The following is a 26,325-nucleotide window of genomic DNA, read 5'->3' as shown; positions in this document are numbered from 1 at the left end:
GCGGCAATCTCACCCCAATTCACCCATTTTAACCACTCGTGGCAAATCCAGTATTTTTTAGGTGGAGTTGAAATTTTCGCGACAAAAGTCGAACAAAATCGGAAAGATCACCGCATTCCATTCAAGCGCACGAAACCTCCATTCCGATCCTACTGACAGCTCACAATTCTGCTGCATATTTGCACAGTGATCGAATCAAGGATGAATGACATGAAGCTGAACGGTTCAATGGTTTCGATGCGGCGTAGCGCTTGCCTACTGGCGATTATCGGGATGTCCGTTCAATCAGTCGTCGCTGACGATTTCTATGGCTCGGCCAACACTCGCAGCATTCCCGCTGCAGCAGCACCCGGAACGGCACGAGTTGGCGCCGTTCCTCAAAAATTCACTCGTGCGAGTTCAAGCCCCGCGGCAGTCGTGCGGCCTGCCCAGAACGATGAGCTCCGTAATTACTACAATGAGCTCTTCGGTGCTGATGGAGCGCCCGCAGCGACATCCCCAAACGCACCTCCGATGAATCGGCCCGTGTCCAATCAGACGTTCGCTCCGTCGGTCACTGGCCAATCTGGAAGAAGCATGACGGTCGGACGCGAAGTCGTTCCTGCCAGCGCAAGCCTCCCTTCCGGAAACCCAAACCGCGTCGTTCAGGCCACTTACCAGAGCAACCCAGAAAATACTCGGCCGACGATTCAACAAGTCGGTGGCGAGCGAATTTCACCCCAAGATTTCCCGGGATTCGACGAGTTCGAGCCGATGGCTGCTCCTCCGCGAGCGCCTGAGTTCCCAGCAGTCCCAACGGAACAGGCGGTCACTCCCAAAGCAGCACCAGTTCCAGCAGCGCCTCCAGCCAAGCCAACCGGTCGCGGATCGCTCACATTCAGTCGCAGCCCAAACAGCATTCCACCAGCACAAAGCCCTCCAGCTCAAAAGCTCCCGGTTCTAAGTGCAGATGTGCCAGCGACTCCTGTAGCTCCAGAAGTGCCGATGGCAGCTTCAACCCCAGTGGCCGCATCTGCGACGACTCCTGCTCCGAGTGCGTTCAAAAGTGAAATCACAACGTCGCCGTCAATCACCATCGAATGGCGTAAGCAATCCGATTTGAATATCGGTCAGGAGTGCATCTGCCATCTGATCGTGAAGAACGCCGGCCAAGTCTCCGCCCAGAACATGGAACTGCAGGCTCATTTCCCTGAGAGCGTTCGCTTAATCAATGCAAGTCCTGCTCCATCGACCAGTGATCAGTATCTGGGATGGCAGATGGATGAACTCAAAGCGGGAGAAGAACGAGTCATCAAGGTGGTGATGGTTCCTCTTCAAAGTGGCGATATCAACACAAGAGCAGAAGTCCGCTTCAGCGGGATTGCGAACGGACGCTTCGCGGTCTCGGAACCACTCCTGGACATTCATGTTGAAGGCCCAACACAAGTTTTGATCGGCGAAGCAGCGACACAGACAGTCACAGTTTCCAACCCGGGAACCGGAATTGCGACGGCGGTTCAAATCGAAGCGATGATTCCACAAGGACTGGAACACGCTCGAGGCCAACGACTCCTAATGGAACTGGGAAGCCTGAACCCCGGCGAATCTCGAAGCGTCCGCCTCGCTCTGAATGCTCTGCAGGGCGGAACTCACAACCTTGCCATTCAGGCACGGGCTGAAAGTGGACTTGCCAAATCAACTTCCTCAGACGTCGTTGTCATTGCCCCGAGTATCGGCTCAGCGATTCATGGCCCAGGGCTGCGATATCTTGGCCGTCAAGCAAACTATACATTGGAAGTCACGAACAACGGGGAAGCGGCAACAGATAACGTGCAGATGCGTTACAAGATGCCAACCGGATTTGATTTCGTCAGTGCTGACCGCGGTGCCCAGTTCGACGCAGCAACAGGCCTGATCACATGGTTTGTGGGACGCCTTGAAAAGGGTGAAAAATCCGAAATCAAAGTGACACTCCTCGCTCGCCAGAGCGGTGAATTCAAGCACCTTGCACGGGCGACTTCCGAGCACGGTGTCATCTCCGACAGCGAATTGGTCACCACAGTTGAATCGACATCTTCACTTTCCATCCAAGTGAAAGATCTTGAAGACCCAGTGGAAGTCGGTTCCGAAATGGTCTACGAAATTCGCGTCAAAAACGAAGGAACCGCAGCAGCCAAAGCAGTCTCCCTCGGATGCGAAATGCCTGCGGGGATGTCTTTTGTGAGTGCAGAAGGCCCAACGGAACACCGCGGCGATGGTCACGCAGTCGCTTTCCGCTCGATTCCTGAAATCGCTGCAGGCCAGACTGTGACCTACAAAGTGAAGGTGAAAGCAGCAGTTTCAGGAAGCCTCCGCTTCCGAGCCAGCCTGATGAGCGAAGGTGTCTCCGAGCCACTTTCTGCTGAAGAAATGACCAAGTTCTACGGAGAACGTCAGTAATCCTCTGAACACGATGAGTGACGAAAGGCCATCACAAATTACCGTGATGGCCTTTTTTATTTCTCGTGCTGTCCATTGCGGGCTCCCATTTGCTCGGCCTGCGTTTCACAAGGGGGCGTGAAGAAGTAAACTAGTTTCCGCGAGTCGCCTTGGAAGCAGACAGTGTTATCGCCCTGTGAGTGCATTAGAAGCGGGATTCAACGCATGAAAAACATTTTTCATAGATGGGCATTCCTTCTCTTCCTCGCCACTCTGCATTTCACCACCCAGAATCACAGTGCTTCCGCCGATGAAAACTGGTCTCGTTTCCGCGGACCGAATGGGGAGGGAATCAGCCTTCAGCGTGGAATCCCAACGGAATGGTCTGAAACAGATTACGAATGGACCATTCAACTCCCAGGAAAAGGACATTCGTCCCCCGTCGTCTGGGGACAATTTTTGTTCCTCACCTCTGGGCTGGAAGACGGAACACGGACCATCCTCTGCATCGATTCCTTCTCCGGTGAAGAACGCTGGGCGAAGTCCATTCAGCTGCTTCCCAACAAGCTTCACAAAAAGAACAGCTACGGTTCCGGGAGCCCAACCACTGATGGCAAGCGAGTCTACGTCGCAGAAGCTGATCCCGAGCATTTCCTGATCAACGCTTACGATTTTGAAGGATCGCTTGTCTGGCAGCGGGATCTCGGCCCTTACGCTGCCTCACACGGAATCGGGATCTCTCCAGTGGTCTATCAGGACATGCTGATTGTCCCTAATGATCAGGATGGGCCGAGTAGTATCGAAGCTCTCGATCTGGAAACAGGGGAGACTCGCTGGAGCACGGAGCGTAAAGTCGAAACGGCCTCCTACGCGACACCAATGATTGCGCAGATCAACGGTGTCGAACAAATCATCACCCTGAGTGGAGCCACCGGGATCGCTGGCCTCGATCCATTGAGCGGAAAAGAAATCTGGGCATCCGGGCGGCTACCACAACGGACTGTCGCATCCCCCGTTTATGCCAATGGACTGTTCTTTGCGACGTGCGGGGAAGAAGGACGCGGGACTCAGATGATCGCGGTCGATCCGCTGAGAAAGTCCGATGATCTGTCTCTTGTCCACGCCGTACGAAAAAAGATGATGCCCTACGTTCCAACGCCGCTCACTCTTGGAGATTACATGTATCTCTGGAATGACGATGGAACTGCCTGCTGCCTCGACCTGCGGGATGATCTGCAAAAGAATGTCTGGCGCGAGCGGATCGGCGGGAATTATAGTGGGTCACCGGTGATCATCGATGGGCGAATCTACTGCATCTCAGAAGAAGGCGATGTCAAAATCATCGATGCCAGCCCAAAATTCCGGGCATATCCCGGAGGAAAAATCCCGGATGAGTCATACTCCACCCCAGCCATCGCGAACGGGCGACTCTACCTGCGTGGCTTTCACACACTGTCGTGCTTAAAGAGCAAATAGGGCACTGCGGCCGTGTGAATATTGCTTTCTGATCTGAAGACGCTATGGCAGCACCCGATTTTCCTCCTACGCTTTACCACGTTATCGAGCCTCCTCGCCGATGTTCATACCTTCCGGAGCAAACCGCTTCCCTAGAATACCGGAGCTATCGGGAACTGACTCCGTTCCAGCTTGAATACTTGCTCGAACGGGGGTGGAGGCGTTTCGGAATTGACGTATTTCGGCCAGCGTGTGCGAATTGCATGCAGTGCATTCCGATTCGCGTCGACGTAAATGCATTTCAGCCGAGCAAGAGCCAGAGAAGGACACTCAAAAAGAACGGGGCGATTTCCGTTCAACTTCAGCCAGCTTCGGTCACCCTTGAACACGTTTCTCTATACAACTCCTGGCACGCACAGATGGCGACGGAAAAGAATTGGCCCGCTCAGACCGTATCGCCGCAGACGTACGCTCAAGGTTTCCTCACCGGTGAATTCCCGACCCTACACGATATCCTCTATTTTGAGGAGGACGAATTGGTCGGAGTCGGTCTGGTCGATCGCCTCCCGAACTCACTGTCGAGTGTCTACTTCTATCACGCCCCCAGATGGCGGGACCACAATCCCGGGACGTTCTCACTGATGTGTGAAATCGAGATCGCCCGACAGTTGAAACTCAAGTTCGTTTATCTGGGCTATTGGATCAATGAATGCACTTCAATGGCTTATAAAAGCCGTTTTCATCCGCACGAAGTCCTTCTCACCCGTCCCAAGGATGAGGAAAACGCTTCTTGGTTGAAGGGAACTGAAGAACAGTCTAACTTCGCCACTTAATTCTGACGCCCCTTAAAAATGCAAACACGGTGAATTGAAAATGGATTTGATCTCAACGATTGAAGGTTCGTTGCTGGAAAACTTTTTCCCTAAAGGTTGGGATCTCGCCAAGATCGACGCTTTGATTGACGACGATCCAAAAACCATCACGACACGCCAGAAATGGTGGAACAAGAAATTCACTCCAGTTCCACTCGCTTCCTTGAGCGACTTCGACACATACATGGGCCACGAAATTGCGTTGACGATCCGCAATGCTCGTGAAGCTGGCGAACAGTTGGCGATGATCCTTCCAGTGGGTCCAATGGGAATGTACCGCTGGGCTGTGTACTTCCTGAAAGAATGGAATGTCAGCTGCGATCACGTTCATGGCTTCAACATGGACGAATGGGCAGACGTCAAGGGAAACACCATCCCAGGCACCGAGCCAGGTGGATTCCAAAACGCAATGCAGGAAGCGTTCTACGGTCCTCTCGGAAAATTGACTGTTCCTAAGAAGCAGCGTAACTTCGCTACTAAAGACAATCTCCCGACCTACGCCAAGAAGATCGCTGATCTCAAGGCCAAGGGCGCCAAACTCGCAGTTGTCTTCGGAATCGGTCGCGTTTGCCACATCGCATTCTGGGAACCACAGTTCGCTGAAGATTACTCCAGCGAGAAAGAGTGGAAGGCACAGACTCACCGAATCGGTGCCAAGTTGCATCCACTCACCGTTGAGCAGAACGCCATCAACAGCTTCAAGAGCCGTACAACCAAGGTGCCAGCGTACGCGAACACCATCGGCCCAGGTTTGTTCCTCGGTGCTGATCACATCATCGGCGGATGTGATGGAACATTTAACCGAGGCATGATGTGGCAGGGTCTGAGCCTGTGGATGACCCTCCGTCACGAACCAACTTCATGGATCCCAAGCACATACATGACAACTCTTCCCGGAAAACTCTTCTTCCTCGAAGAACTCGCTGGTCCATTGGTCGCTGAAAGCAACTAGTCCCTGTGCTGGGCCGAATGCCCACTCCAGCGACGCTCATGTCGAGTCATCAAGAGCTGTCAGGAAACTGGCAGCTCTTTTTTCGTGCGCATCAATCGACTCTCAAGAAACATTCATCAACACAGATGCGAACCGGGACAGATTTCTATAACGTTCACAAAAAGGATCTGACGCGTCATTTCCCTCACACCGCCTCACGAGGAACGATATGAATCTGACTCGACTGTGCAGACTGGCCTGTCTCGCATTGGGACTCAGCACACTCCTGATGTCTTCCCCCGCATTTGCCAATGAGTTAACCGAAGACTCCAAGCTGCAGGATGGGGTTCCCCAAGGGGAAGTCCACGGCCCGATTCAGTGGAAGAGCGAGATTTTCCCAGGCACCGTACGCAACTACTGGGTCTATGTTCCCAAGCAGTACGATCCAGCCAAACCGGCCTGTCTGCTTGTCGTTCAGGATGGAATCGGAGTCGGAAACAACTGGAAGATCCCTACGGTATTGGACAATTTGATCCACAAAAAAGAGGTTCCAGTCCAGGTCGCGATCTTCATTGAACCCGGCGTTGTTCCTGCCCCGCACGAGAACGCGCAGCCACGATTTAACCGCAGCTTTGAGTACGATGGTCTCGGCGATCGCTACGCCCGCTTCCTCATTGAAGAGATCATTCCGGAAGTCTCGAAGACCTACAACATCAGCTCTGATCCCAATGATCGATCCATTGCAGGTTCGAGTTCCGGAGCGATTTGTGCATTTAACGTTGCCTGGGAGCGACCCGACCAATTTCGTCGGGTCGTCAGCTCCATCGGCACATACGTCGGCCTGCGTGGCGCCAATGAATTTCCGACCCTGATCCGTAAAACCGAAGCAAAGCCCATACGGGTCTTTCTCGAAGATGGATCAAACGACCTCAACATCTATGCCGGAGACTGGTTCAACTCGAACGAGGGAATGCTGACGGCTCTCAAGTACTCAAATTACGATGTGAAACATTTCTGGGGAGAAGGGGGACATGATTCGAAAACAATCACCGTCGTCCTCCCCGATGCACTTCGATTTATCTGGCACGACTACCCGGCTCCGGTTGAAACTCCAGCACCGCCTGCAGCATCTCGAACGAAGATCCTGATTCACGGCGAAAACTGGCAGGAAGTCAGCTCCGGACATCGTTTCACAGAAGGTCCGGCCGTCAATGAACATGGGGAAGTCTTCTTCTCCGATGTTCCCGCCGGGAAAGTTCACAAAATCGCGTTGGACGGAACAGTCTCCACCTTTGTTGAGAACTCCCCTGGAATTAACGGATTGATGTTCGGTCCCGATGGCAAACTGTATGGCTGCGAAGGGGGAAACCAACGGATTGTGCGATTCCTCCCGGACGGCACAAAGGAGGTCATTGCAGAGCAGGTGAGTAGCAACGATCTCGTCGTGCTGGCCAACGGGTCGGTGTACTTTACAGATCCAGCCAAGAAGCGAATCTGGCACATTTCTTCGCAGGGCGAATTGAAAGAAGTTGATTCCGGGATCGGGTTCCCGAACGGTGTGATTGTCTCTCCTGACCAGACCCTTCTCACCGTTGCGGATTACACTGGCCGATTTACCTACTCCTTCCAGATCCAGGCAGATGGATCGTTGGCTTACAAACAGCCATACGGTTGGCTCCACCTGAAGGACGCCATCAGTGGGAGTCACGCAGATGGAATGACTGTCGACACGGATGGATTGCTCTACGTCTGCACCAATGCGGGGCTGCAGGTTCTCGATCAGCCCGGCCGAGTGAATCTGATCATTGCACCACCGCAGCCCGGCCCCCTTGCCAATGTTGTCTTTGGCGGTCCCGAGCTGGACACCCTTTATGTCACTGCAGGCGACAAAGTGTTTAAACGGAAATTGAACGCGAAAGGACTGTTCCCCTTCAAAGCTCCCGTCATGCCTCCACGTCCCGGCCTTTAATGGCCGTGGGTCCCAAGTCGGCTCCACAGCAACCTGCTCGTGGCCTTGATTTAGAGAGTCTCGGAGTTTCATTTGAGAAATTCCGAGACTCTCATCGTTCCATCAGATTGAATTTCAACAGTGACGGCTCCAGAGAGTGCAGTATTCAACACATGACAACCCTCCGGGACTCCACTCAATCCCGGAAGTGCGGTCTCTTTGCTGCTGACGACCGCATAGATCGGATCTCCCCAGCGATAAAGATCCAGAACATTGGCGACTTTTCCCCCGTGATGCGGTGACAACAACACATCAATTTTCCGCGGCGGCAATGTAAGCAGTTCAGCCAATCCCGATTTCTCAAGATCACCAGGAAGCAGAATACGGCGCCCCGCATAGTCCACCTGCAGGACCACGCTGCGACTGTTATCCGAATGCGGACCACTCGTATTCTGAGCGGCGATCACTTCGATTAACACAGCCCCAGCCTGATCACCACGCAGCGCCAGTTGATCTCCCGCTTGGATCAGTTTGAGGTCCACGTTCTTTGTGACGACATGGTCGCACAGTTCCGAAACGCTCTTCTGATTGAAATCAAGAAAGTCCTGAGTCACAAACATTCTGCGAACTTGGATTCGGTCAAGAAGTGTGAACAGACCGCTGAAATGATCGTGATCAGCGTGAGAAACCAGCACCGCGTCAAGCTCAGTGACTCCGCGCGACCACAACAATCCAGCAACCGCGTTAGCAGCCCGACTTCCATCGCCCATGCACCCGATGTCATAGGCGATTGTCTCGCCGCTCGGCAGTTCAATCACACAGGCCAGCCCGTGCCCCACGGAGAGCACCGTCATGCGAAGACCGTCACGACGAGAAGGAATCAACGCGATTCCTAAACCGACGATGATCCAGACGAGGAGGGCGCGGAACGCCCACCAAGACGTTCGATACGTTCCGATCATTCTCCAGGAAAATCCCGCAAGCACATAGAAGCCAATCAGCCACCAGGCCGCCATTGCAGGAACATAAAAATGCCCCCACGGAATACTTTGGCCCCATTGAACTGCGAAAAGGAATAAACCGAGGCTTCCTTGAAACGGCGCAGCGAGAATTGCAGCAGAGAAGGGGAGAAGCAGTCCTCCCACGAGCATCAGGTACCCGGTTGCCAGGACAATCGCGAAATAGGGAATCAGAACAACGTTCAACAACAGCCCGACAGGACTGAAGAGATGAAAGGTGGCCATCGTGATCGGAATTGTCACCAGATTCACAGCGACACTCATGACGTAAACGCTTCTGAGATAGTGCATCGCAGGCTGGAATCGCTTCTTCCAATGATCCTCCTCGATCAGCTGGCTCAGAGTTGCGGACTCATCGTTCTCATCACGTTTCAACCAACTCATCGACCATAAAATGGCGCCGACTGCGAGAAACGAGAGCTGCGCGCCGACATTGAATAGATCACTCGGTTTCCATAGGAGGAGAATGAGCGCGCTCACACCAAGTGCGTTCATTCCATCGACTCGTCTCCCTGAAGAGGCTGCTAGAACCGCAATGGCCGCCAAGAGGCCGGCGCGGAGTACCGGAGGATTCTGATCCGTGATAAATGCGTAGGCTGCCACCGTTGCAATCAGGCAGACTGAAGTCATGCTCGTGGACAAATTCGCCAGCCGACACAGCGCCAGCACTATCCCCAGAAAGATCCCCACGTGAAGACCGGAAATTGCGAGCAAATGCATCGTTCCGGTTTCTGCAAACTGATCCCGCATGTCATCGCTCAGCGAAGTGCGATCACCAATTAATAGTGATGCTGCCAAACCTCGCTGGTTTTCGGGAAGGTGAGTGAAAATCAGTTGTACGCATTCCGTTCGAAGCGTTTCCCTCAATCGAGCAAGTGACCATCGAGGCGAGCGAAGTGTTTCCAATTTCAGAATCGCTGCGGGATGTTCAACATTGATCGTTCCGCTGATCCCGATCTGCTTGAGGATCGCTCCAAAATCGACCGCACCCGGATTCGCAGTCCGGCGGGGAAGTGCGACATGGCCAATCAACTCCACCTGATCGCCCACTCGTACATGGACAACATGACCGCTGACATTCAGTTGAAGCAGTCCACCAGTCTCCGCCCATTCCCCATTCACCTCAACCCGTTCGCATTGCAAGACAGACTTCGAACGATCCACTTCCATCCAGGGAGGGATCCGCGGACCGAACTTCGCTTCATGAATTTCGATCGGGGAGGCAATCACTCCCACGAGCCTCGCAGGCTGAGACTCCTCTTTGCAGAACGTCAGAATGTCGTTCGACTGGCGAGTGTTGAAAGGAAGGTGATGACGCCACCCGCCCAGAGAGAACAAAGTCAGTATCAGCAGCAGACTTGCTGGGGCGGCAGACTTCGCTTTTTTGAGCAACAACGCCGAGCTCAAAAGTGAGATCAGCGTCAGTGTTCCCCAAGCGACATGAGGAATGTCGAGCAACCGGTCAGCCAGGATGCCCAATCCGAATGCGAGCGCAGCGGTAAGCGCAGGTCGATGAACAGACTGAGAACGGAATTTCATCGAGCGTGCCCAATGCTCAAGTGCGATTCGCTCGCGTTCCATCAAATTCGAATGATTCGTGAAGAATAGCAGCTTCGACGTTCTCAGGACAATCTTGGGCGATAGCAATAAAAAATGGAGCCCGCTCTGAGAGCGGGCTCCACATCAATTTGCTGATTGACTCAGCTTCGCACCGATGCAAGCGAAACTATGTCGTTGGTCCCTGAGGCATTGGATTGACAGCAGGGCCATTCTGTTCTGCAGGACGTCCGTTATTGAGTGCAGGCTCTGGAACGGGCTTGGTCGCTTCATATGGAGAAACATTCCCGGCACAGTTACCCGAAGCACATCCACCCAGACCTGTTGGTCCGCAGCTTCCGCAAGCCATCTCAGGACCGCAAGCTTCTACTGGAACAACGCGGCAAACTTCGTATGCAATCTGTCGAGGAACCGATTTCTGAACCATGCGGGTCACAGTGAACGCTTCCTGTCGAGGAACGCACTTGGCAACGCGCTGAGTCACAGTCACAGGCTCTTGACGTGTGACACAGTAAGGGACCCGGCGAACCAGATTCTCTGTGACCATGCGGCAAGTCTGAGTTGGAATCTTGCAGGTACGTGTCTCAGTAACCATTTTGCAGACGCGCATTGGAATCTGGCAGGTCTTGGTTTCGCTCACCCAGCGACATGTGCGAACAGGGATCGTCTCGGTGACTTGCTCGCAGACCATCTGGCAGACCTGAACCGGAATGTTCTCAGTCACGCATTCAGGAACCATCCGAGTCACCTGAACCGGAACGTTCTGTCGTACGACTTCCCGAACCATTTCAGTGTGAGGAACCTGGCACTGAACGACTTGTGGACACCAGACTTTGCGTGTCAACTGTGTCGGTGGGCACTGTGTGTAACAAATCCGTGGGCAACCATTGCAGTCACGAGTGACTTGAGGAATTGTTCGACCAGGAATGGTAAACGGCTGATCCACCCATTGTCCCACCACTCGTTGAACGGTCCGTGTTGTTGTCACAGGACGCATGACTGTGAAGCAGCGTTCCTGATTATATGTTTCAACAACTGGACGCAGAACGGTGCGCTGAACCTGGCGGTTCACAGTGGTCATCTGTGGACGCTGAACAGTTCGTGTAACTTGCTGATTGACGGTTTCGTAGACAGGGCGGGATACCTGATAGCTTTCCTGTCGGTACTGTGTTTCGTAAACCGGTCGCTGCACCTGATACTGCTGCTCTTGATACGAAGTTTCGTAGATCGGACGCTGTACCTGATACTGCTCTTCACGAAACGCCTGCTCGACGACGTTGCGATAGTGCGTCGTCTGGACATCCTCGTAAGTGGTGTCCATGACGGTTCGGTAGCAAGTTTCCTGAACCGGTTCGCAAACGGTTTCCATCACGGTTCGGTAACACGTTTCGCGCTCTACTTTGCACGCTGTGTAGCATGAAGTTGGGGCACACGCTGAAACGGGCATTCGATTGTATTTCGGGCCATGAAACAGACCGGCTTGCAGGGTCGCGCCGCCCCACATGGCAACAGATAAGGCTGCTGCCACCCTGAGCAATTTTCGCATTGCAACTTTCCTTGGAACATTCCTCACAGGTGATTTCATCAGTCGTCATTGCTGATCTCTTCGAACCCTCCTGATCCGAACATCCGCATCCATGCTCCCACACGCCTATAGGGGGATCAAACAAAATATTCGATTCCCCAAGCGGAATTTTCGTTCTGCTAAACGGTACCCTTGATACAAATTCCGCAATCGATCATACGACCTCCTTTCGCAAAACTTGAGTCAAAATTGTGACATTGACGATCCGCCCCCCGAAGTGGTTCCGATTACACCATATAGGCCGGAGAGTTTGCCAACTCCATTCAATCTTCACTGGTTTGAACAATTAAAATGCTCCGAACGATTCTGTGCATCAATCCGATTGAATGAGTCAGGCATTCATCGAAAATACACTCTTACACCACCCAGAATTTCACCGAATTCGTCCACCATGAAACTGCCAGCTCCCTACACGATAGGTAGCTACTCCCTCCGTTACCGTTGCGATCCTGTCGCCAGCTTGCTTCCATTTGAACTGGCACACGCGACATCTCATCAACTCATGCAGATTCTTCGCATTCCTGAGAGAAAGGGAACCGATGCACAATCGACGAGACTTCCTGAAGGACATCCTCCTGATGGCCGGAGCAACAGGCGTCCAGCTCAGCTTTATTGAGACTCTTCAGAAAGCTGCAGCCATTGAGCCCACTCCAGGCAGCGACTTCTCCGATGCTGATCACATTGTCATTCTGATGCAGGAGAACCGGTCACTCGACCATGTCTACGGCTCACTCAGCGGAGTGCGTGGATTCAGTGATCCTCGTGCGGTCAAGCTTCCAGATGGAAATCCCTCGTTCGTCCAGACAGAAGAAGATGGACGCCGTTACGCACCATTCCGCGTCGACATGCAGGAATCAAAGGCGACATGGATGGGGTGCCTGCCGCACGGCTACTGGGACCAAGTTGCAGCCAATAATTTTGGACTGCACGACAAATGGCTACAGTACAAGCGACCGGGGCACAAAGACTATCAGACACTTCCGATGACGATGGGGTATTACTCGCGGGGAGACCTTCCTTATTACTACGCACTCGCAGACCTCTTTACCGTCTGCGATCACAACTTCTGCTCGGTGATTTCGTCGACGACACCGAATCGCCTCCATCTCTGGACAGGGACGATTCTTCCGGAACAAAAGGTCAATTCACCAGCAGCGATTACGAATGGGCAGTGTTCTTATGGGAACTGGTGCAACTGGACGACGTACCCTGAACGACTGGAAGACAACGGCATCAGCTGGAAGATTTACCAGAACGAACTCGATGTCCCGACGGGAATGACAGGTGAGGAACACGGTTGGCTTTCCAACTTCGGTGATAGTCCCATCGAGTGGTTCTCACAGTTCAACGTCCGATTTCATCCGACGCACCGGGCGTATCTCCACAGGCAACTGGAATCCACGCAACAGCAATTGGAGGAAGCAAAGGAAAAGGTCTCCAATGCCAGCGGAGAGGAACTTCAGAAGCTCAATGATCTAATTCAGAAACTGACGAAATCACTCGACAGTCTTCAAAAAGATGTTGCGGAATTCACCGAAGAGAATTTCAATCGACTCTCCGAACGCGCCAAGAGTCTGCACCAGCGGGCCTTCACGACAAACGTCAGCGATCCGCATTATCGGGAACTGGAAACAGTCGAATACAACGATGAAGGCAAGAAGCGAACCATTAACATTCCGAAAGGAGACGTTCTCTACCAATTCCGGAAAGACGTCGAGTCCGGGAATCTCCCTCAAGTCTCATGGATCGTTCCACCGGGACGATTTTCGGACCATCCCGACTATGCGTGGTTCGGACAATGGTATCTCTCCGAAGTGGTCAGCATCCTCACGCAGAATCCCGAAGTCTGGAAGAAGACCGTTTTCATTTTGACATACGATGAAAACGATGGATTCTTCGACCACATTCCGCCATTTATGCCTCCGCGCCCGAATGATCCCAATAGCGGCGGAAGCTCTCCGGGACTCGAAACCGCACTCGACCACGTGAGCCCAGAGATCGACAAGCGATATCGAGGCAAGGACGCCAACGGGAATCCGATCGGACTGGGATATCGCGTTCCGATGGTCATTGCTTCGCCATGGACGACTGGCGGAAATATCTGTTCGGAAGTGTTTGACCACACTTCTGTCATCCGCTTTCTGGAATCGTATCTCCAACGAAAAACAGGAAAGACGATCACCGAGACGAACATTTCCCCGTGGAGAAGAACGATCTGTGGCGACCTCACTTCTGCATTCCGCTCAGCATCGAGTACGAAGTCGGATTGGGTTGGTCATCCTTCGATGAGTGGCTTCATCGAACAGATCGACCGAATGAAATACAAACCCGTTCCGAAGGGCTTTCATGAACTCACGGACGAAGAGATCACTGCGATTCAACAAGGGGATCGCAAGAATTCTCCATTGCCAGTGCAGGAACCGGGTCAGCGCCCGCATGCCCCGCTAAATTATGAGTTGGAGGTCACCGGCGATTGGGATGAAAATCGTCAGCACTTTGTGTTGACGTTTTCTGCTCGAAACAAGCGATTCGGAGACCGGTCACTGGGAGCGCCGTTCATCGCCTATGCCGAGACCACCGAAGGAATTCAAGTCCGTCATTACGCCGTCGCGCCGGGCTCCTCCGTTACCGCGGAGTGGCGTTCGGATCTCTTCGGTGAACAAGGTTACGTACTCCGTGTTCACGGACCAAATGGGTTTTATCGCGAATTCCGCGGCACCCAGGCTGACCCGAAAGTTGAACTCACCTTTTATGACCTAAACGGGACAGGCGAGCGCCAGGACAATAAGCCTCGCCTGACTTCCATCGCGATCACCAACGCACAAGCGGCGCCGTTACGATTTACCGTGAAAGATGGCTCGTATTCGGAGACCACTATGGACGTTGTTGCAAATCGCGGGTTACCAGTGAACACAGCTATCGCCATTGATAGCAGCAACGATTGGTACGATCTGATCGTAACATCAAAAGACGTCCCGTCATTCTATCGCCGATATGCTGGTCGCGCTGAATCGGGAGCCTGGGGCCTGACGGACCCGCTTTTAGCCGTCCAAAAGAAAGCGTGAGCCGGATTCACGCGACAAACAAAAAAGGTCGCCCGAACTCAACATTCGGGCGACCTTTTTTTATTCAGCTTAGGTCAAGCGTCATTCCCACTCGAACTTAATGATTTCCACGCTCCCCATTCCGGTTCACAGTCAACAGATCTTCCTGTCGGTGCGGAACGGGATGCCCGTGGCTGGCGATGTCCAACGACGGTTCGCCGTGAACAGTTTTCGGATGCACATGAAGCACAGACCGTCCCCAAAACATGTTCGAGAGATACCTGAGTGCGACATAGAAGGTTGGTGTGAGAATCAACCCGAACAGGGTCACCCCCAACATTCCGGAGAACACTGCCGTTCCGAGGATCTGACGCAACTCAAAGCCGGGACCAGATGCCCTCGCGAGCGGCAACACCCCGAGGATAAATGCGAACGATGTCATAATAATCGGACGCAACCTGAGGCGAGAGGCTTCAATAGCAGCCTCCACAGTGGAGCGTCCCTCTTCTTCAAGCTGCTTGGCGAATTCCACGATCAGCACCGCGTTTTTGGCCGCGAGCCCAATTAACACCACGAAACTGATCTGAGTAATCAGGTTGTTGTCCATCCCACGGAACCAGACTCCAAACAGGGCGAATGGCAAACAGACAGGAGCAATGAGGATGATCGCCAATGGCAACGTCCAGCTCTCATATTCCGCAGAGTGCACGAGGAAAACGAACAACACACATAACGGGAAAATGTATATCGCAGTGTTTCCCGCGAGCTGTTGCTGATAGGCCAGATCGGTCCAGGCAATCCCCATCCCCGGCGGAAGATGTTCTTTAGCCAACCGCTCAATCGCAGCGATCGAATCCGCAGAGCTGAAGCCCGCAGCAGTATCTCCCTGAACTTCCGCCGACGGGAACATGTTGTAACGAACCACCCGGTCCGGTCCACTCTTCCATTCGACATTCAAAACAGACCCCAGTGGCACCATTTGCCCAGTCGCGTTACGGGTCTTGATCTGCAAGATGTCTTCAGGCTGATCGCGGAATTCCTGCTCGGACTGCATACGCACTTGGAAGGTTCGTCCATACAAATTGAAATCGTTGATATAAGACGATCCCAGATTTGTCTGCAACGCGTCGAAGATGTCGGTCATTGAGACCTTCAACATATTCGCCTTTACACGATCAACATCAGCGAACAACTGTGGCGTCGATGCGCGGAATGTCGTGAAAACGCGAGCCAACGAGGGTTCCTTGGCCGCTGCCGCAATCAAATTGTCGGTCGCCTTTTGAAGCTCCTGCGAACCGTATCCTCCACGGTCCTGCACGAGGAACTTGTACCCGCCCGAAGTCCCCAGTCCCTGAACGGGAGGGGGAGGGATGACGAAGATATTGGCGTCGGGAATCGTCGCCAGTTCTTTTTGTAAATCAGGTAGCTGCGACAAAATCGGTGCTGAATGGCCGTGACCTTGATCGTCGCCTATATGTGGAACGATGAAGATCGCAGCCTGGCTCGGGTTATTGGATCGGGTCGCTCCAGAAAACCCGACAAACGCAACAGCATGAGCCGCCAGCGGATTTTTCAGAATGATCTCTGTCGCCTGCTTCACTACTGCATCGGTACGGGCCAGAGAAGCACCGTCAGGCAATTGAACCACAGTGATCAGGTACTGCTTGTCCTGCGTTGGAATGAATCCCGTTGGAACCTTCGAGAAGCCGTATCCAGTGACCCCCACCAGCGCGACATACATCAGGAGCGGCAGAGCGATCACTCGCACGCTCCAGCCGACGAGTTTCGCATATTTCCCGGTCACCCATTCAAAAGTGGCATTAAAAATCTTGAAGAACCAACCAAACAGGGCATCCCAAATTTTCGTAAACAAATCCTTGGGGGCATCGTGTGGCTTCAAAAGCATCGCACACAGTGCTGGAGTCAGCGTCAGCGAGTTGAACGCGGAGAGCAGGGTCGACACCGCGATCGTCAAGGCGAATTGCCTGTAAAACTGCCCGCTGATCCCTGAGATGAAGGCTGTCGGAACGAACACCGCCGAGAGACCAACTGCGATTGCGATAACCGCTGCCGTCACCTCAGTCATCGCTTTATAAGTCGCGTCTCGCGGGGAGAGTCCAGCTGCTATATGCCGCTCGACGTTTTCCACCACCACGATCGCGTCATCCACCACAATTCCGATCGCGAGCACCAGTCCGAACAACGACAACATGTTCAGCGAAAACCCGAAGGCCGCCATCGCTGCGAAGGTTCCAATGAGCGAAACCGGAATGGCCAGTAGCGGAATAACGCTGGCACGCCAGTTCTGCAAAAACAGCAGAACGACAATCACAACAAGAATCGCCGCTTCGAATAACGTGTGAATCACAGAATCGATCGACTCACGGACAAACACCGTCGGGTTGTAGACGATGCGGTATTCAAGTCCCGGTGGAAAGTCCGCCGAGAGTCTTTTGATTTCAGCCTGAACACCATCAGCAGTCGACAGCGCGTTGGAACCCGGCTGCTGGGTGATCGCCAAGACAGAGGACGTCTGACCGTCGAGATAGCTGTTGATCGTAAATTCACGACCACCCAGCTCGACGCGAGCCACGTCCTTCACGCGAACAATACGTCCATCCTCTCCGGTACGAACAACCAGGTTGGAGAATTGCTCTGGATTCAACAGCCGTCCCAAAGTACTGACGATCAACTGAAAATCACCCGGTTGCTCGATCGGCGGCTGGCCAATCACCCCGGATGCGACCTGAACGTTCTGCGTTCGCAGCGCGGTCGCCACATCAGCGGGAGTCAACGAAAGATGGGCCATCTTCTGCGGGTCGAGCCAGATCCGCATGCTGTATTCGCGCAACCCCAGCATGTTGACACTACCGACCCCCTCAACGCGAGCGAGCGCATCGCGCACCTGGATCAATGCGTAGTTCCCAATGTAGAGCTGGTCAAACTTCTGTTCTGGCGAGATCAGATGAATCACCATGAGCAGGTCGGGCGATGCCTTGATCGTGTTGACTCCCAGACGCCGCACATCTTCCGGAAGCCGGGCGAGAGCCACCGCGACTCGATTCTGAACAAGAACCTGAGCTTTGTTTAAATCGGTCCCTAGCTTGAACGTAATCGTGAGATCCATCTGGCCGTCAACGGTTGCCTGTGAAGACATATAGAGCATGTCTTCCACACCGTTGACTTCCTGTTCGATCGGCGTCGCCACGGTATCGGCGATCACCTCTGGTGACGCTCCTGGATAAGACGCTTTCACGACGATTGTCGGAGGGACAATGTCCGGATACTGGGCCGCCGGGAGCGAAATATACGCGATCGCCCCGAGGATCACCGTCACGATGGAAGTCACCGTCGCGAAGATCGGGCGGTCAATGAAAAAGTGTGCGAACTTCATGATCTCTTTCCGGGAGTCGTCGGAAGATGGAGCATTGTGGCGGCTGAGCTTTTGTAGCAGTGGGAAAGAATCGCTCTTGACTAGACCAAGAACACGTTCTGAATGAAAAGCCGATTCCGATCCGGGTCTCAGTATGAATCAGGATACTACTCGGTAGCTCCGGTAGCAGGCACTGTCGCTGGCTGAGTGGCTGGCTTTGGATTGGTGTAAATCGGACCGGGACTCTCTCGTGAGATCCATTTATCCTCGGGGACAGGAGAGTGATCCAATGGCAGTTCGTCTTGTGATATCTCCACTTTTTCGTGGGTCGACTCGACAGTCTCTCCGCCGCGAACTCGCTGGAGTCCTTTGTAAACCAATCTCTCGTCGCCAGTCAGGCCCGATTTGATCAAGCGCAACCCGCGGACGATCGATCCAAGAGTGACAATCCTGCGTTCCACTTCGTTCTTTTCATTCAGCACGAATACAAACTTGTCTGCCTGTGCAGTTCCGACACACAAATCCGGAATCAGAATCGCTTCATGAAGTTCACTTCCGGGAATGCGAACGCGGGTGAACAGACCTGGAGTAAGCGAGTGGTCGTCATTGGAAAGGATCGCCCGGCAACGCATGGTCCCGGTTAACGGATCAAGCTGGTTGTCAACGAAGTCCATATGCCCAGTGTGTGGGAAAGTCTTCCCTTCATTGGCCAATGCCACGTAGACCGGGTGTTTTATCTGCCGAGAGCTCCCGAGTTTTCCTTCTCGTGCCAGGCGATCGTAGCGCAAATAGGACATTTCGTCCGTATCGAATTCGCAGTAGATTGGATTCAGGGAAACGATTGTCGTGATCAGAGTGGAACCTGCTTCACCGCCGCTGATGAGGTTTCCTTCGGTCACTCGCCTTGAACTCACGCGTCCGGTAATCGGAGCACGCACTTCGGTGTACTCGAGATTCAATTGCGCGACCGCCAGATTCGTTTCAGCTGTATTGACCGCGGACTGTGCTGAAGTAATCGCGGTTTTTGTCAGCTGCAATCGAGCTTCCGCAGCTTTCACATTCGCAATCGCCTGTGACACTTCGGAGTCTCGAACTTCGAAATCATCCTGCGATGCGGCCCGTTGATCGACAAGCGTTTTCGACCGGACCAACTGCTTTTCAGCAAGTGCTAAACGGGACTGGGCCGCTTGTAATTCGGCTTCAGCCTGTGCAGATGTCGCTTGAGCCTGCTTCACCTGTGAATTTGAGCGTTTGATATCTGACTGAGCACGACGGAGTTCATTCAGAAAAGGTCGCTGGTCAATAACGCATAGCAGATCATTTTGCTTAACAATCTGACCTTCCACAAAATTCGTAGAGGATAGATAACCGCTCACTCGCGAACGAACTTCGACGAAGTCAGTCGGGCTCAGACGACCGACATACTCATCCCATTCCACCATCTCGAACTTGATCGGAGAGGTTGTAACAACTTCGGGAAGGGAGGCCTGTCCACCTTCTGCTTGAGGCTTTTCGCACCCTGACAACCCGATGATCGACAACGATGCGAGGAGAGCAAGGGGAGACCACGTTATTAAAGCTTGACGAAAAGTCATCATGTGCTATCACAAGGTTGAAAGAATTTGCCCCTTCTCGTCCCGGATCGTCTTCCGATCTCCTCAGACGGGTGACTATCATAAAAGTAGTCACTCCATCGGACACTGTCAATGCGCCGCAAAAGTGTCAGCCATCTTGAATGCCCCGTCGCACGCTGCGTCGACCAGATCGGCGACTGGTGGAGCATCCTCATCCTCCGAGATGCCATCGAAGGAATGACTCGATTCGAATCGTTCGAAAAAAGCCTCGGAATCGCTCCGACGATTCTCACACGGCGGCTCAAAGGACTCGTCGACGATGGACTTTTGGAACGCCGTCGCTACTGCGATCATCCTCCTCGAGATGAATACATTCTGACTGAAAAAGGACGCGATTTTCAGCCAGTCCTCGTGGCACTACTCCTCTGGGGAAATAAGCACTTTTCGAACGACGGTACCAAACTGAATGTCATCGACACTCAGACTGGTGAGTTGACGGATCCGGTATTGATTGATCGTCTCACAGGGAAAGAGATCACAAATTCGGGATACCTCATCACATGTGAGAAGAAGCGCAAGCAGCGAGAGGAAGTCCTGGCTGCTACACTTCATGAAAACCGCTGATTCACTTTGAGTAGACACGTCACCAGACACGTCTCTCCGCCAAAAGTTCGCTCTGTGCCACATTGTCGCGGAATTCCAGGCCGACAACGCACGCGTCTCCTAGCTTCCTAGCAGTGCCTGCTGAACGTTCACCAATCGAAGGTGATTAGCTGAGGATCGGGTGCAACACGTTCCCATGCACATCGGTCAAGCGAACATCTCGGCCACCATAACGGTAAGTTAACTTTCGATGATCAACCCCCAACTGGTGCAGCGCAGTCGCCCAAAGATCGTAGACGGTTGCCGGGTTCTCGACGACGTGGTACCCAAACTCGTCCGTCGCACCATAGATCGTTCCCCCTTTGACACCCCCGCCAGCCATCCAGACGCTGAAGCCGTAAGGGTTATGGTCTCGACCATTCCCTCCTTGTGAGAATGGGGTGCGTCCGAATTCTCCCGCCCAGATGATCAGCGTCTCATCCAGTAGACCTCGTGCTCGAAGATCCTGAATCAATGCTGAAATCGGTTGGTCCACTTGCTCAGCCATTTTTCGATGACCAAGTTCAAGATCACCGTGCTGATCCCAGGGATTTGGTCCGTTTCCTGCTCCAATCCCCCGTGTCAGGCAACTCAGCTCAATAAAGCGAACTCCGCGCTCAATCAGTCTTCGCGCAAGCAAGCACTGCTTGGCATACGCTGACTTCTCACGATCCGTTGATTCAACGCCGTACATTTCCAGCGTCGCCTGAGTCTCGCCCGAGAGATCGCAAAGCTCCGGCACTGCAGACTGCATTCTGAACGCGACTTCAGCGTTCTCGATGGCAGCTTCAACCTGTGCATCCTGTGCAGCCGATGACAGAAATTGCGTGTCAAGCTGCTGAACGAGATCCAGTCGACGGCGCTGCGATTCAACAAGGTCCATCGATCGAATATTGCGGATCGCCTCCGGGCGGTCGGCAGACAGAATCGAGCCTTGATGTTGGGCCGGCAAAAATCCGTTTGAGAACAAACTGACACCACCATGCGGGGCCACAGCGCTTCCACTTTGGAGCACCACATACGCAGGGAGATTCTGATTGCCGGTTCCCAGCCCGTAGGCTGCCCAGGCTCCTGCACTCGGGTGCCCCATAAACGGGAAGCCCGTATGCATGAAGAAGTTGCCTTGTGCGTGCTCGCTGACGGGAGAAGTCATCGAACGAATCACAGTCAGTTCATCAGCGACCTTGGACACTTCCGGAAACATCGAACTGATCTCAATCCCGGATTCGCCGCATTTCCTGAACTGAAACGGGCTCCCCATGATGTTGCCGTTATTGTTGAACTGGGTTCGCTCAACTTTGACCGGCATCGGCTTTCCGTGCATCTCCGTTAACAACGGCTTCGGATCGAAAGAATCGACGTGCGACACGCCTCCGGACATAAAACAGAAAATCACGTGCTTCGCTTTTACGGGGTGGTGCAGCGTTGTTAACGCTCCCGGTGTTCCGATCAGCTCTTCAGCTCTTACCTGTTCTGTAAACAGAGCAGACATCGCCAGCGATCCGAACCCGATTGAAGAACGTCGCAATGCGTCCCGACGTGTCAGCTGATTAAAGAACATCTCGTTTTCCTGTGAATGTCTGATCTTGTTCAGAACCAGATTCCCGCCCCACTCATCGCTTGTCATCAACATCTTATGAAAAGTCCGGCATAGCCATTGAGTGGAGACTCAGTTCAGTTCTTAACTACCTCACGATGTCCACACACACTGAAAGTGCATCTAACGGAGGTACACGAATTCCTTCATCAGAAACATTGCCTTGGCGATCTCGGTGTAGACAGCGAGTTGCTGATCGGGCTCCCATGCGGGCAGGGAGTTGATCTGCTCGCGAAGTCGTTTCTGCTTTTCATAATTCGCTGCGAGTTGCGTTTTTTCGGCGTCCGTAAGGAGTGGAGACATGAGTGCGCCGCCAATATTTGGAAGACGATGATTGAAGGCCCACCTCACATCATCCGGGGTCAGGCATCGATCGTATAAGGCGGCAGCCGCAACAGTCCCTTTAAACATCCGGTTCCCACCTGCGGGCAGATGGCGGACTCCAAACGAAACGATTGTTTGACCTGCCGGGAACTCTTCCAATTGAACCTGATATGGCTTCCCGTACACGTCGCCATTGCGATAGGCCGTCACCAGACCGGACTCACTGTAGGTGACCATCAGATGAATCGGTCCGTCAGAAGAACCATTTTCCGCTGGACCTTCGAATGAACGTGTTCGATTAAAGAAATCACTCCCCGCAATCCATTCACCAGCCGCAATCTCCCCCAGAACGATCGAGTCAAACCGATCTCCGTTCGCTAGCTGCAAGGTCATGACCCCGCCACCTCGCTGATCGTAATCATCCGGCTGAACCCAGACCTCCATGGACTTTTCTCTGAGGGTCATCTCCAGAGGGGAAGAGACGAGGTAACTAGCGCCGTCAAAGCGTGCAGTTCCCCCTCTGAAATCCACTTGATTTTCGTTTTGCAAGGGAATTGCATGCTGAGCAAGAGATTGCTCGTTCGAAAAATCCCAGCGTGCAAACGCTTCAAGTTGCGGTCCTGCCTCGCCGCCAGATCGTTCCATTAACACGTCAAGGATCAACCGAATCTCTCCATCAACTTCTGCGACTTTTGCATCCAGTTCGCTCCGTTGCTGCTGACGTTCCTGATGTGCCTTGCGCAGACTCTGAAGATAGTCATTAAGGAGCCCCAGTTCCTGTTGTGTCGGTATTCTAGAGACGACATCCTGCATCATCGCAGCCAGACGATCGGAATCAGATGTGAGGTCGACATCTCCTGAGATGTTTCGCGCCCAATCTGTCGCGAGCGCCCCGACAAACGGGTCGTTCATCATCGTCAGCGCTTGCCCGGGAACATTCGTGACATCCCGCTTTCCAACCGCACTGAATGGCTCTGGAAAATCAAAGACTCGCAGAAACGGGTCGAGAGCATTCCTCCGCACCGCAACGTAGACGCTACGACGCGGCACTGTCCCGTTGACAGGGGAACCGTACTGCTCCAGCTGGAGCTTTGTTGAGACATCAAGAAGAGCATCACGGACTGCCTCAGCATCGAGTCGTCGCACAAACGCATGCGAGAGCAGGGCATTCTCAGGATCTTTTTCTCTTGCGAGTTCTGACGGAACAGAATCCATCCGCCATGCACGAGTCAGCACCAATTCGCGAATCAGCCGTTTGATCGACCAATGATTTTTCGAAAAGTCCAATGCCAGTTGATCAAGTAATTCCGGATGAGTCGGAGTCGCACCCATTTTCCCAAAATTGTCCGGGGTGCTGACCAATCCGCGACCAAATACGTGGTGCCAGATGCGGTTCACAATAACACGACGTGTGAGAGGATTACTCGGGTCGAGAAGTCGCTCTGCCAGTTCACGGCGACCACTCTCGTCTGCAGAAAATGGTCGGGCATCAATCGCTTCAAGAAAACGCCGCGGAACGACATGCCCTGGAGTTTTGTGATTCCCACGAACATAGAGATGCTGATCTTGCGGGGCAGCTTCTTCCAACCCCGGCACACGGCGAGGAACAGGGATCTCCTGTTCCAGCTGACGATACCGTTCCACGAGTCGCTTTAACTCAGATGACTGATTGACATCATTGGAAAGAACCCGCTCCTTCAGACAGTTTTGCAGCAAAATTGCCTGATCATCGGAGAGCGAATTCCGCTGCCAATCCTTTAATGCTGCGCGTACTGCAGTCACATAAGCGAGTTCGAGATCGGCAACAGATTCAATCGCGGTTCCTGTCTGCTCAACGATCGATTTCAATCCTTCATGCGCTCCGACCGCCGGAGGAGTCGCACCTTTTTTTGTAACGACAACTTGGCGAACGCCAAACCACGATCTTTCAGAACCAGAGACGGGGAGTGGTGCATCCAAGGCCGTTGCAAACTCGACATATGCCTTGTCTCCATTCCAGTAAGACAAATCCTGCCGATGCCATTGCCAATTTGCATTCGGCTGGAGAATGGGGAATGTTAACCCGTTTCGCGGGTAGTGCTGAATGACATAACGGGCGGTTGCACCCCCCTCGCCGCACACGAGCATCCACACATCGAGGTCTTCTGCAACATCGAATTCCACAGACCCAGCACGGGCCCCATGCTTGTTGGAAATTCCATGCGAGTACAGGCCACGCGGGAAAATGTTACTCAATACATTCTCTCCGTTGAGCGCGATCACATATTCAGGCTGGGAGATCGACGATTGCTTGAGCCCAAGCCCGTTCCGATTCCAACTGTTCACGTCATCGGCATCATCAAACTTCCAGTTCTGATAATGATCGGCATTGTCGAATTGGGCAGACTGCTCCTGTTGCGCCCGCAGTTGTGCTTGAATCGAACTCCAGACCTCAGGCGCACTCTTGCCTTGTGCAACCAGTTCTTTCAGCTGATGGAGTGGATGCAGAATTGAATTTTCCGCTTCCCCGTTGCCCTGATCCCATTGCAGGGCATTTTGATCCAGAGAATGCAGCCACGTTTTCAAGAGTTCATCTCGAATATCAGACTTGAGCCGATGAAGCTCAGCGACATTTCGATCCTGAACTTCAGGCAGGTCAATCACCGTGCGGCCGGGACGGCAAGAACTGATGACCCCGAAAATGGCGTAGTAATCATCGTGACTGATGGCGTCGAATTTGTGGTGGTGGCACCGCGCGCACGAAACTGTCATCGCCTGCGTCGCCTTTGAGAAGACGTCGATCGCGTCATCAACAAATCTCACCTTCTCATCAAGTGCATCGGTCGGAGTAAACCCGTGAAAAACCATGCGCCACTGAGCTGGCCCGATGATCGACTCGTTAATTTTCAGCTCAGCGTCGACTCGAGGGCTTTCAAGCAAATCACCCGCAACATATTCTCGTAACAGTTGGTCATAGCCGATATCGGCATTGAAGGAGCGGATCAGATAATCGCGGTATTCCGACGCCCCGACAATCTCTGGATCTCCTTCCGATCCATGCGATTCTGCATAGCGAAACCAGTCCATCCAATGTCTCGCCCAGCGTTCTCCAAACTGTGGGCGCGCAATCAACTCATCGACCAGCTCAACATAGGCCTGCTCACGGGCCGCTGCATCTGCGTGAGAAAGTCGTGCTGTCCACAGCGTCAACTCGTCTCGATCCGGTGGAAGTCCGATCAACACAAAGAAGAGTCGTCGAATCAGGACTTCTACGGCAGCGTCTTCAGCGGGCTCCAACCCCGCCTGCTCGAGCTTGGAAAGAAGAAACCGGTCAATCGGGTGATCTGACCACTCGTGATTCTTCACTTCCGGAGCCGCCGCCGGAACAATTGGCTGCAAACTCCACCATTTCTTTCGCCCATCCAGCACGACCGACCAATCGAGTTGATTCGATTCCTCGTTCGCGACCGGTGGTGTTTTGCGAGGATCAGCTGCCCCCTGATTGATCCAGATCTCAAAATTCCGGATCACATCATCGGAAAGCTTGGGCGCGTTCAGCGGCATCTCCATGCCATCGACTTCATGTCGAATGACCTGTAACAACAGACTCTCACTCGCGTTTCCAGCCACCAGCGCCGGTCCCGAGTCTCCGCCGATCAGGAGCCCTCCTTCAAAGTCGACAGCCAAGCCCCCTTCCATCTTTTCTGCACTGCTATGACAACTATAACAGTGCTCGATGAGGACAGGGCGAATCTTCGCTTCAAAGAATGACTCCTTGTCGCTCATCGCGTTATCGTCCGCAAGGAGCGGAGAGCCCCCAACGACGCAATGAAAAAAGCAAAATAGAAGGAGTGTGATAGCACCCCGAATTCGACGTTCAAAACTACTCAGCATCACGAACCCTCATTGAATTTGAACGCGAATTGATCGGAGCCTGCCCGAAACCGTTGCACTCAAGCTGAACAAAAACCCCGAATGTCGGGCAGTGGGAAACGCTGCAAATTCGACGTGCCGTGTCCAACCGCCGC

13 protein-coding genes are annotated in these 26,325 nt (G+C 53.3%); 7 read left to right on the top strand and 6 right to left on the bottom strand.

Going from position 1 to position 26,325, the window contains the following annotated elements; all coding sequences use genetic code 11:
• The first annotated feature begins 210 nt into the window (after nt 1-210).
• The 5 genes from SH668x_RS11520 (at nt 211) to SH668x_RS11500 (ending at nt 7,624) form a co-directional block, all read left to right on the top strand.
• Nucleotides 211-2,418 (top strand): hypothetical protein, encoded by a 2,208-nt coding sequence (locus SH668x_RS11520; protein ID WP_437185206.1) that lies wholly within the window; start codon nt 211-213, stop codon nt 2,416-2,418.
• 204 nt (nt 2,419-2,622) lie between these two features.
• A complete protein-coding gene (locus SH668x_RS11515; RefSeq protein WP_437185205.1) occupies nt 2,623-3,873 on the top strand; it encodes a PQQ-binding-like beta-propeller repeat protein in 1,251 nt (416 codons plus the stop codon).
• A gap of 44 nt (nt 3,874-3,917) precedes the next feature.
• A complete protein-coding gene (locus SH668x_RS11510) occupies nt 3,918-4,685 on the top strand; it encodes an arginyltransferase (protein WP_437185204.1) in 768 nt (255 codons plus the stop codon).
• Nucleotides 4,686-4,725: 40 nt separating this feature from the next.
• Entirely contained in the window at nt 4,726-5,676 is a 951-nt protein-coding gene (locus tag SH668x_RS11505) for a 6-phosphogluconolactonase (RefSeq protein ID WP_437185203.1), read from the top strand.
• 208 nt (nt 5,677-5,884) lie between these two features.
• Entirely contained in the window at nt 5,885-7,624 is a 1,740-nt protein-coding gene (locus SH668x_RS11500) for an SMP-30/gluconolactonase/LRE family protein (RefSeq protein ID WP_437185202.1), read from the top strand.
• A gap of 68 nt (nt 7,625-7,692) precedes the next feature.
• Here the strand turns inward: SH668x_RS11500 and SH668x_RS11495 are convergent, their stop codons facing one another.
• Both SH668x_RS11495 and SH668x_RS11490 read right to left on the bottom strand, forming a co-directional pair.
• Nucleotides 7,693-10,161 (bottom strand): DNA internalization-related competence protein ComEC/Rec2, encoded by a 2,469-nt coding sequence (locus tag SH668x_RS11495; protein WP_437185201.1) that lies wholly within the window; start codon nt 10,159-10,161, stop codon nt 7,693-7,695.
• A gap of 187 nt (nt 10,162-10,348) precedes the next feature.
• Complete coding sequence (locus SH668x_RS11490) at nt 10,349-11,725, bottom strand: hypothetical protein (RefSeq protein ID WP_437185200.1); 1,377 nt, start codon at nt 11,723-11,725, stop codon at nt 10,349-10,351.
• Between the two features lie 578 nt (nt 11,726-12,303).
• On the opposite strand from SH668x_RS11490, the gene SH668x_RS11485 reads away from it, so the two are divergent.
• Nucleotides 12,304-14,829 (top strand): phosphocholine-specific phospholipase C, encoded by a 2,526-nt coding sequence (locus tag SH668x_RS11485; protein ID WP_437185199.1) that lies wholly within the window; start codon nt 12,304-12,306, stop codon nt 14,827-14,829.
• A 97-nt stretch (nt 14,830-14,926) separates the two neighbouring features.
• Here the strand turns inward: SH668x_RS11485 and SH668x_RS11480 are convergent, their stop codons facing one another.
• Nucleotides 14,927-18,202 (bottom strand): efflux RND transporter permease subunit, encoded by a 3,276-nt coding sequence (locus SH668x_RS11480; protein ID WP_437185198.1) that lies wholly within the window; start codon nt 18,200-18,202, stop codon nt 14,927-14,929.
• A 146-nt stretch (nt 18,203-18,348) separates the two neighbouring features.
• A complete protein-coding gene (locus SH668x_RS11475) occupies nt 18,349-19,779 on the bottom strand; it encodes an efflux RND transporter periplasmic adaptor subunit (RefSeq protein WP_437185197.1) in 1,431 nt (476 codons plus the stop codon).
• Nucleotides 19,780-19,887: 108 nt separating this feature from the next.
• Between SH668x_RS11475 and SH668x_RS11470 the strand changes: the two genes are divergently transcribed.
• A complete protein-coding gene (locus SH668x_RS11470) occupies nt 19,888-20,379 on the top strand; it encodes a winged helix-turn-helix transcriptional regulator (RefSeq protein ID WP_437185196.1) in 492 nt (163 codons plus the stop codon).
• Nucleotides 20,380-20,524: 145 nt separating this feature from the next.
• Here the strand turns inward: SH668x_RS11470 and SH668x_RS11465 are convergent, their stop codons facing one another.
• Both SH668x_RS11465 and SH668x_RS11460 read right to left on the bottom strand, forming a co-directional pair.
• Entirely contained in the window at nt 20,525-21,958 is a 1,434-nt protein-coding gene (locus tag SH668x_RS11465; protein ID WP_437188539.1) for a DUF1501 domain-containing protein, read from the bottom strand.
• 159 nt (nt 21,959-22,117) lie between these two features.
• Entirely contained in the window at nt 22,118-26,191 is a 4,074-nt protein-coding gene (locus SH668x_RS11460) for a DUF1553 domain-containing protein (RefSeq protein WP_437185195.1), read from the bottom strand.
• Nucleotides 26,192-26,325: the final 134 nt, after the last annotated feature.

It is taken from the genome of Planctomicrobium mucosum (assembly GCF_051466335.1).
Classification (GTDB): domain Bacteria; phylum Planctomycetota; class Planctomycetia; order Planctomycetales; family Planctomycetaceae; genus Planctomicrobium.
Note: the sequence above shows the minus strand (reverse complement) of the source record. Positions and strands in the feature narration are given on the sequence as shown.

Coding starts and splice junctions, on each gene's coding strand:
- SH668x_RS11520 (WP_437185206.1), top strand. CDS start 211: ATGAAGCTGAACGGTTCAATGGTTTCGATGCGGCGTAGCGCTTGCCTA.
- SH668x_RS11515 (WP_437185205.1), top strand. CDS start 2,623: ATGAAAAACATTTTTCATAGATGGGCATTCCTTCTCTTCCTCGCCACT.
- SH668x_RS11510 (WP_437185204.1), top strand. CDS start 3,918: ATGGCAGCACCCGATTTTCCTCCTACGCTTTACCACGTTATCGAGCCT.
- SH668x_RS11505 (WP_437185203.1), top strand. CDS start 4,726: ATGGATTTGATCTCAACGATTGAAGGTTCGTTGCTGGAAAACTTTTTC.
- SH668x_RS11500 (WP_437185202.1), top strand. CDS start 5,885: ATGAATCTGACTCGACTGTGCAGACTGGCCTGTCTCGCATTGGGACTC.
- SH668x_RS11495 (WP_437185201.1), bottom strand. CDS start 10,161: ATGAAATTCCGTTCTCAGTCTGTTCATCGACCTGCGCTTACCGCTGCG.
- SH668x_RS11490 (WP_437185200.1), bottom strand. CDS start 11,725: ATGCGAAAATTGCTCAGGGTGGCAGCAGCCTTATCTGTTGCCATGTGG.
- SH668x_RS11485 (WP_437185199.1), top strand. CDS start 12,304: ATGCACAATCGACGAGACTTCCTGAAGGACATCCTCCTGATGGCCGGA.
- SH668x_RS11480 (WP_437185198.1), bottom strand. CDS start 18,202: ATGAAGTTCGCACACTTTTTCATTGACCGCCCGATCTTCGCGACGGTG.
- SH668x_RS11475 (WP_437185197.1), bottom strand. CDS start 19,779: ATGATGACTTTTCGTCAAGCTTTAATAACGTGGTCTCCCCTTGCTCTC.
- SH668x_RS11470 (WP_437185196.1), top strand. CDS start 19,888: ATGCGCCGCAAAAGTGTCAGCCATCTTGAATGCCCCGTCGCACGCTGC.
- SH668x_RS11465 (WP_437188539.1), bottom strand. CDS start 21,958: ATGTTCTTTAATCAGCTGACACGTCGGGACGCATTGCGACGTTCTTCA.
- SH668x_RS11460 (WP_437185195.1), bottom strand. CDS start 26,191: ATGCTGAGTAGTTTTGAACGTCGAATTCGGGGTGCTATCACACTCCTT.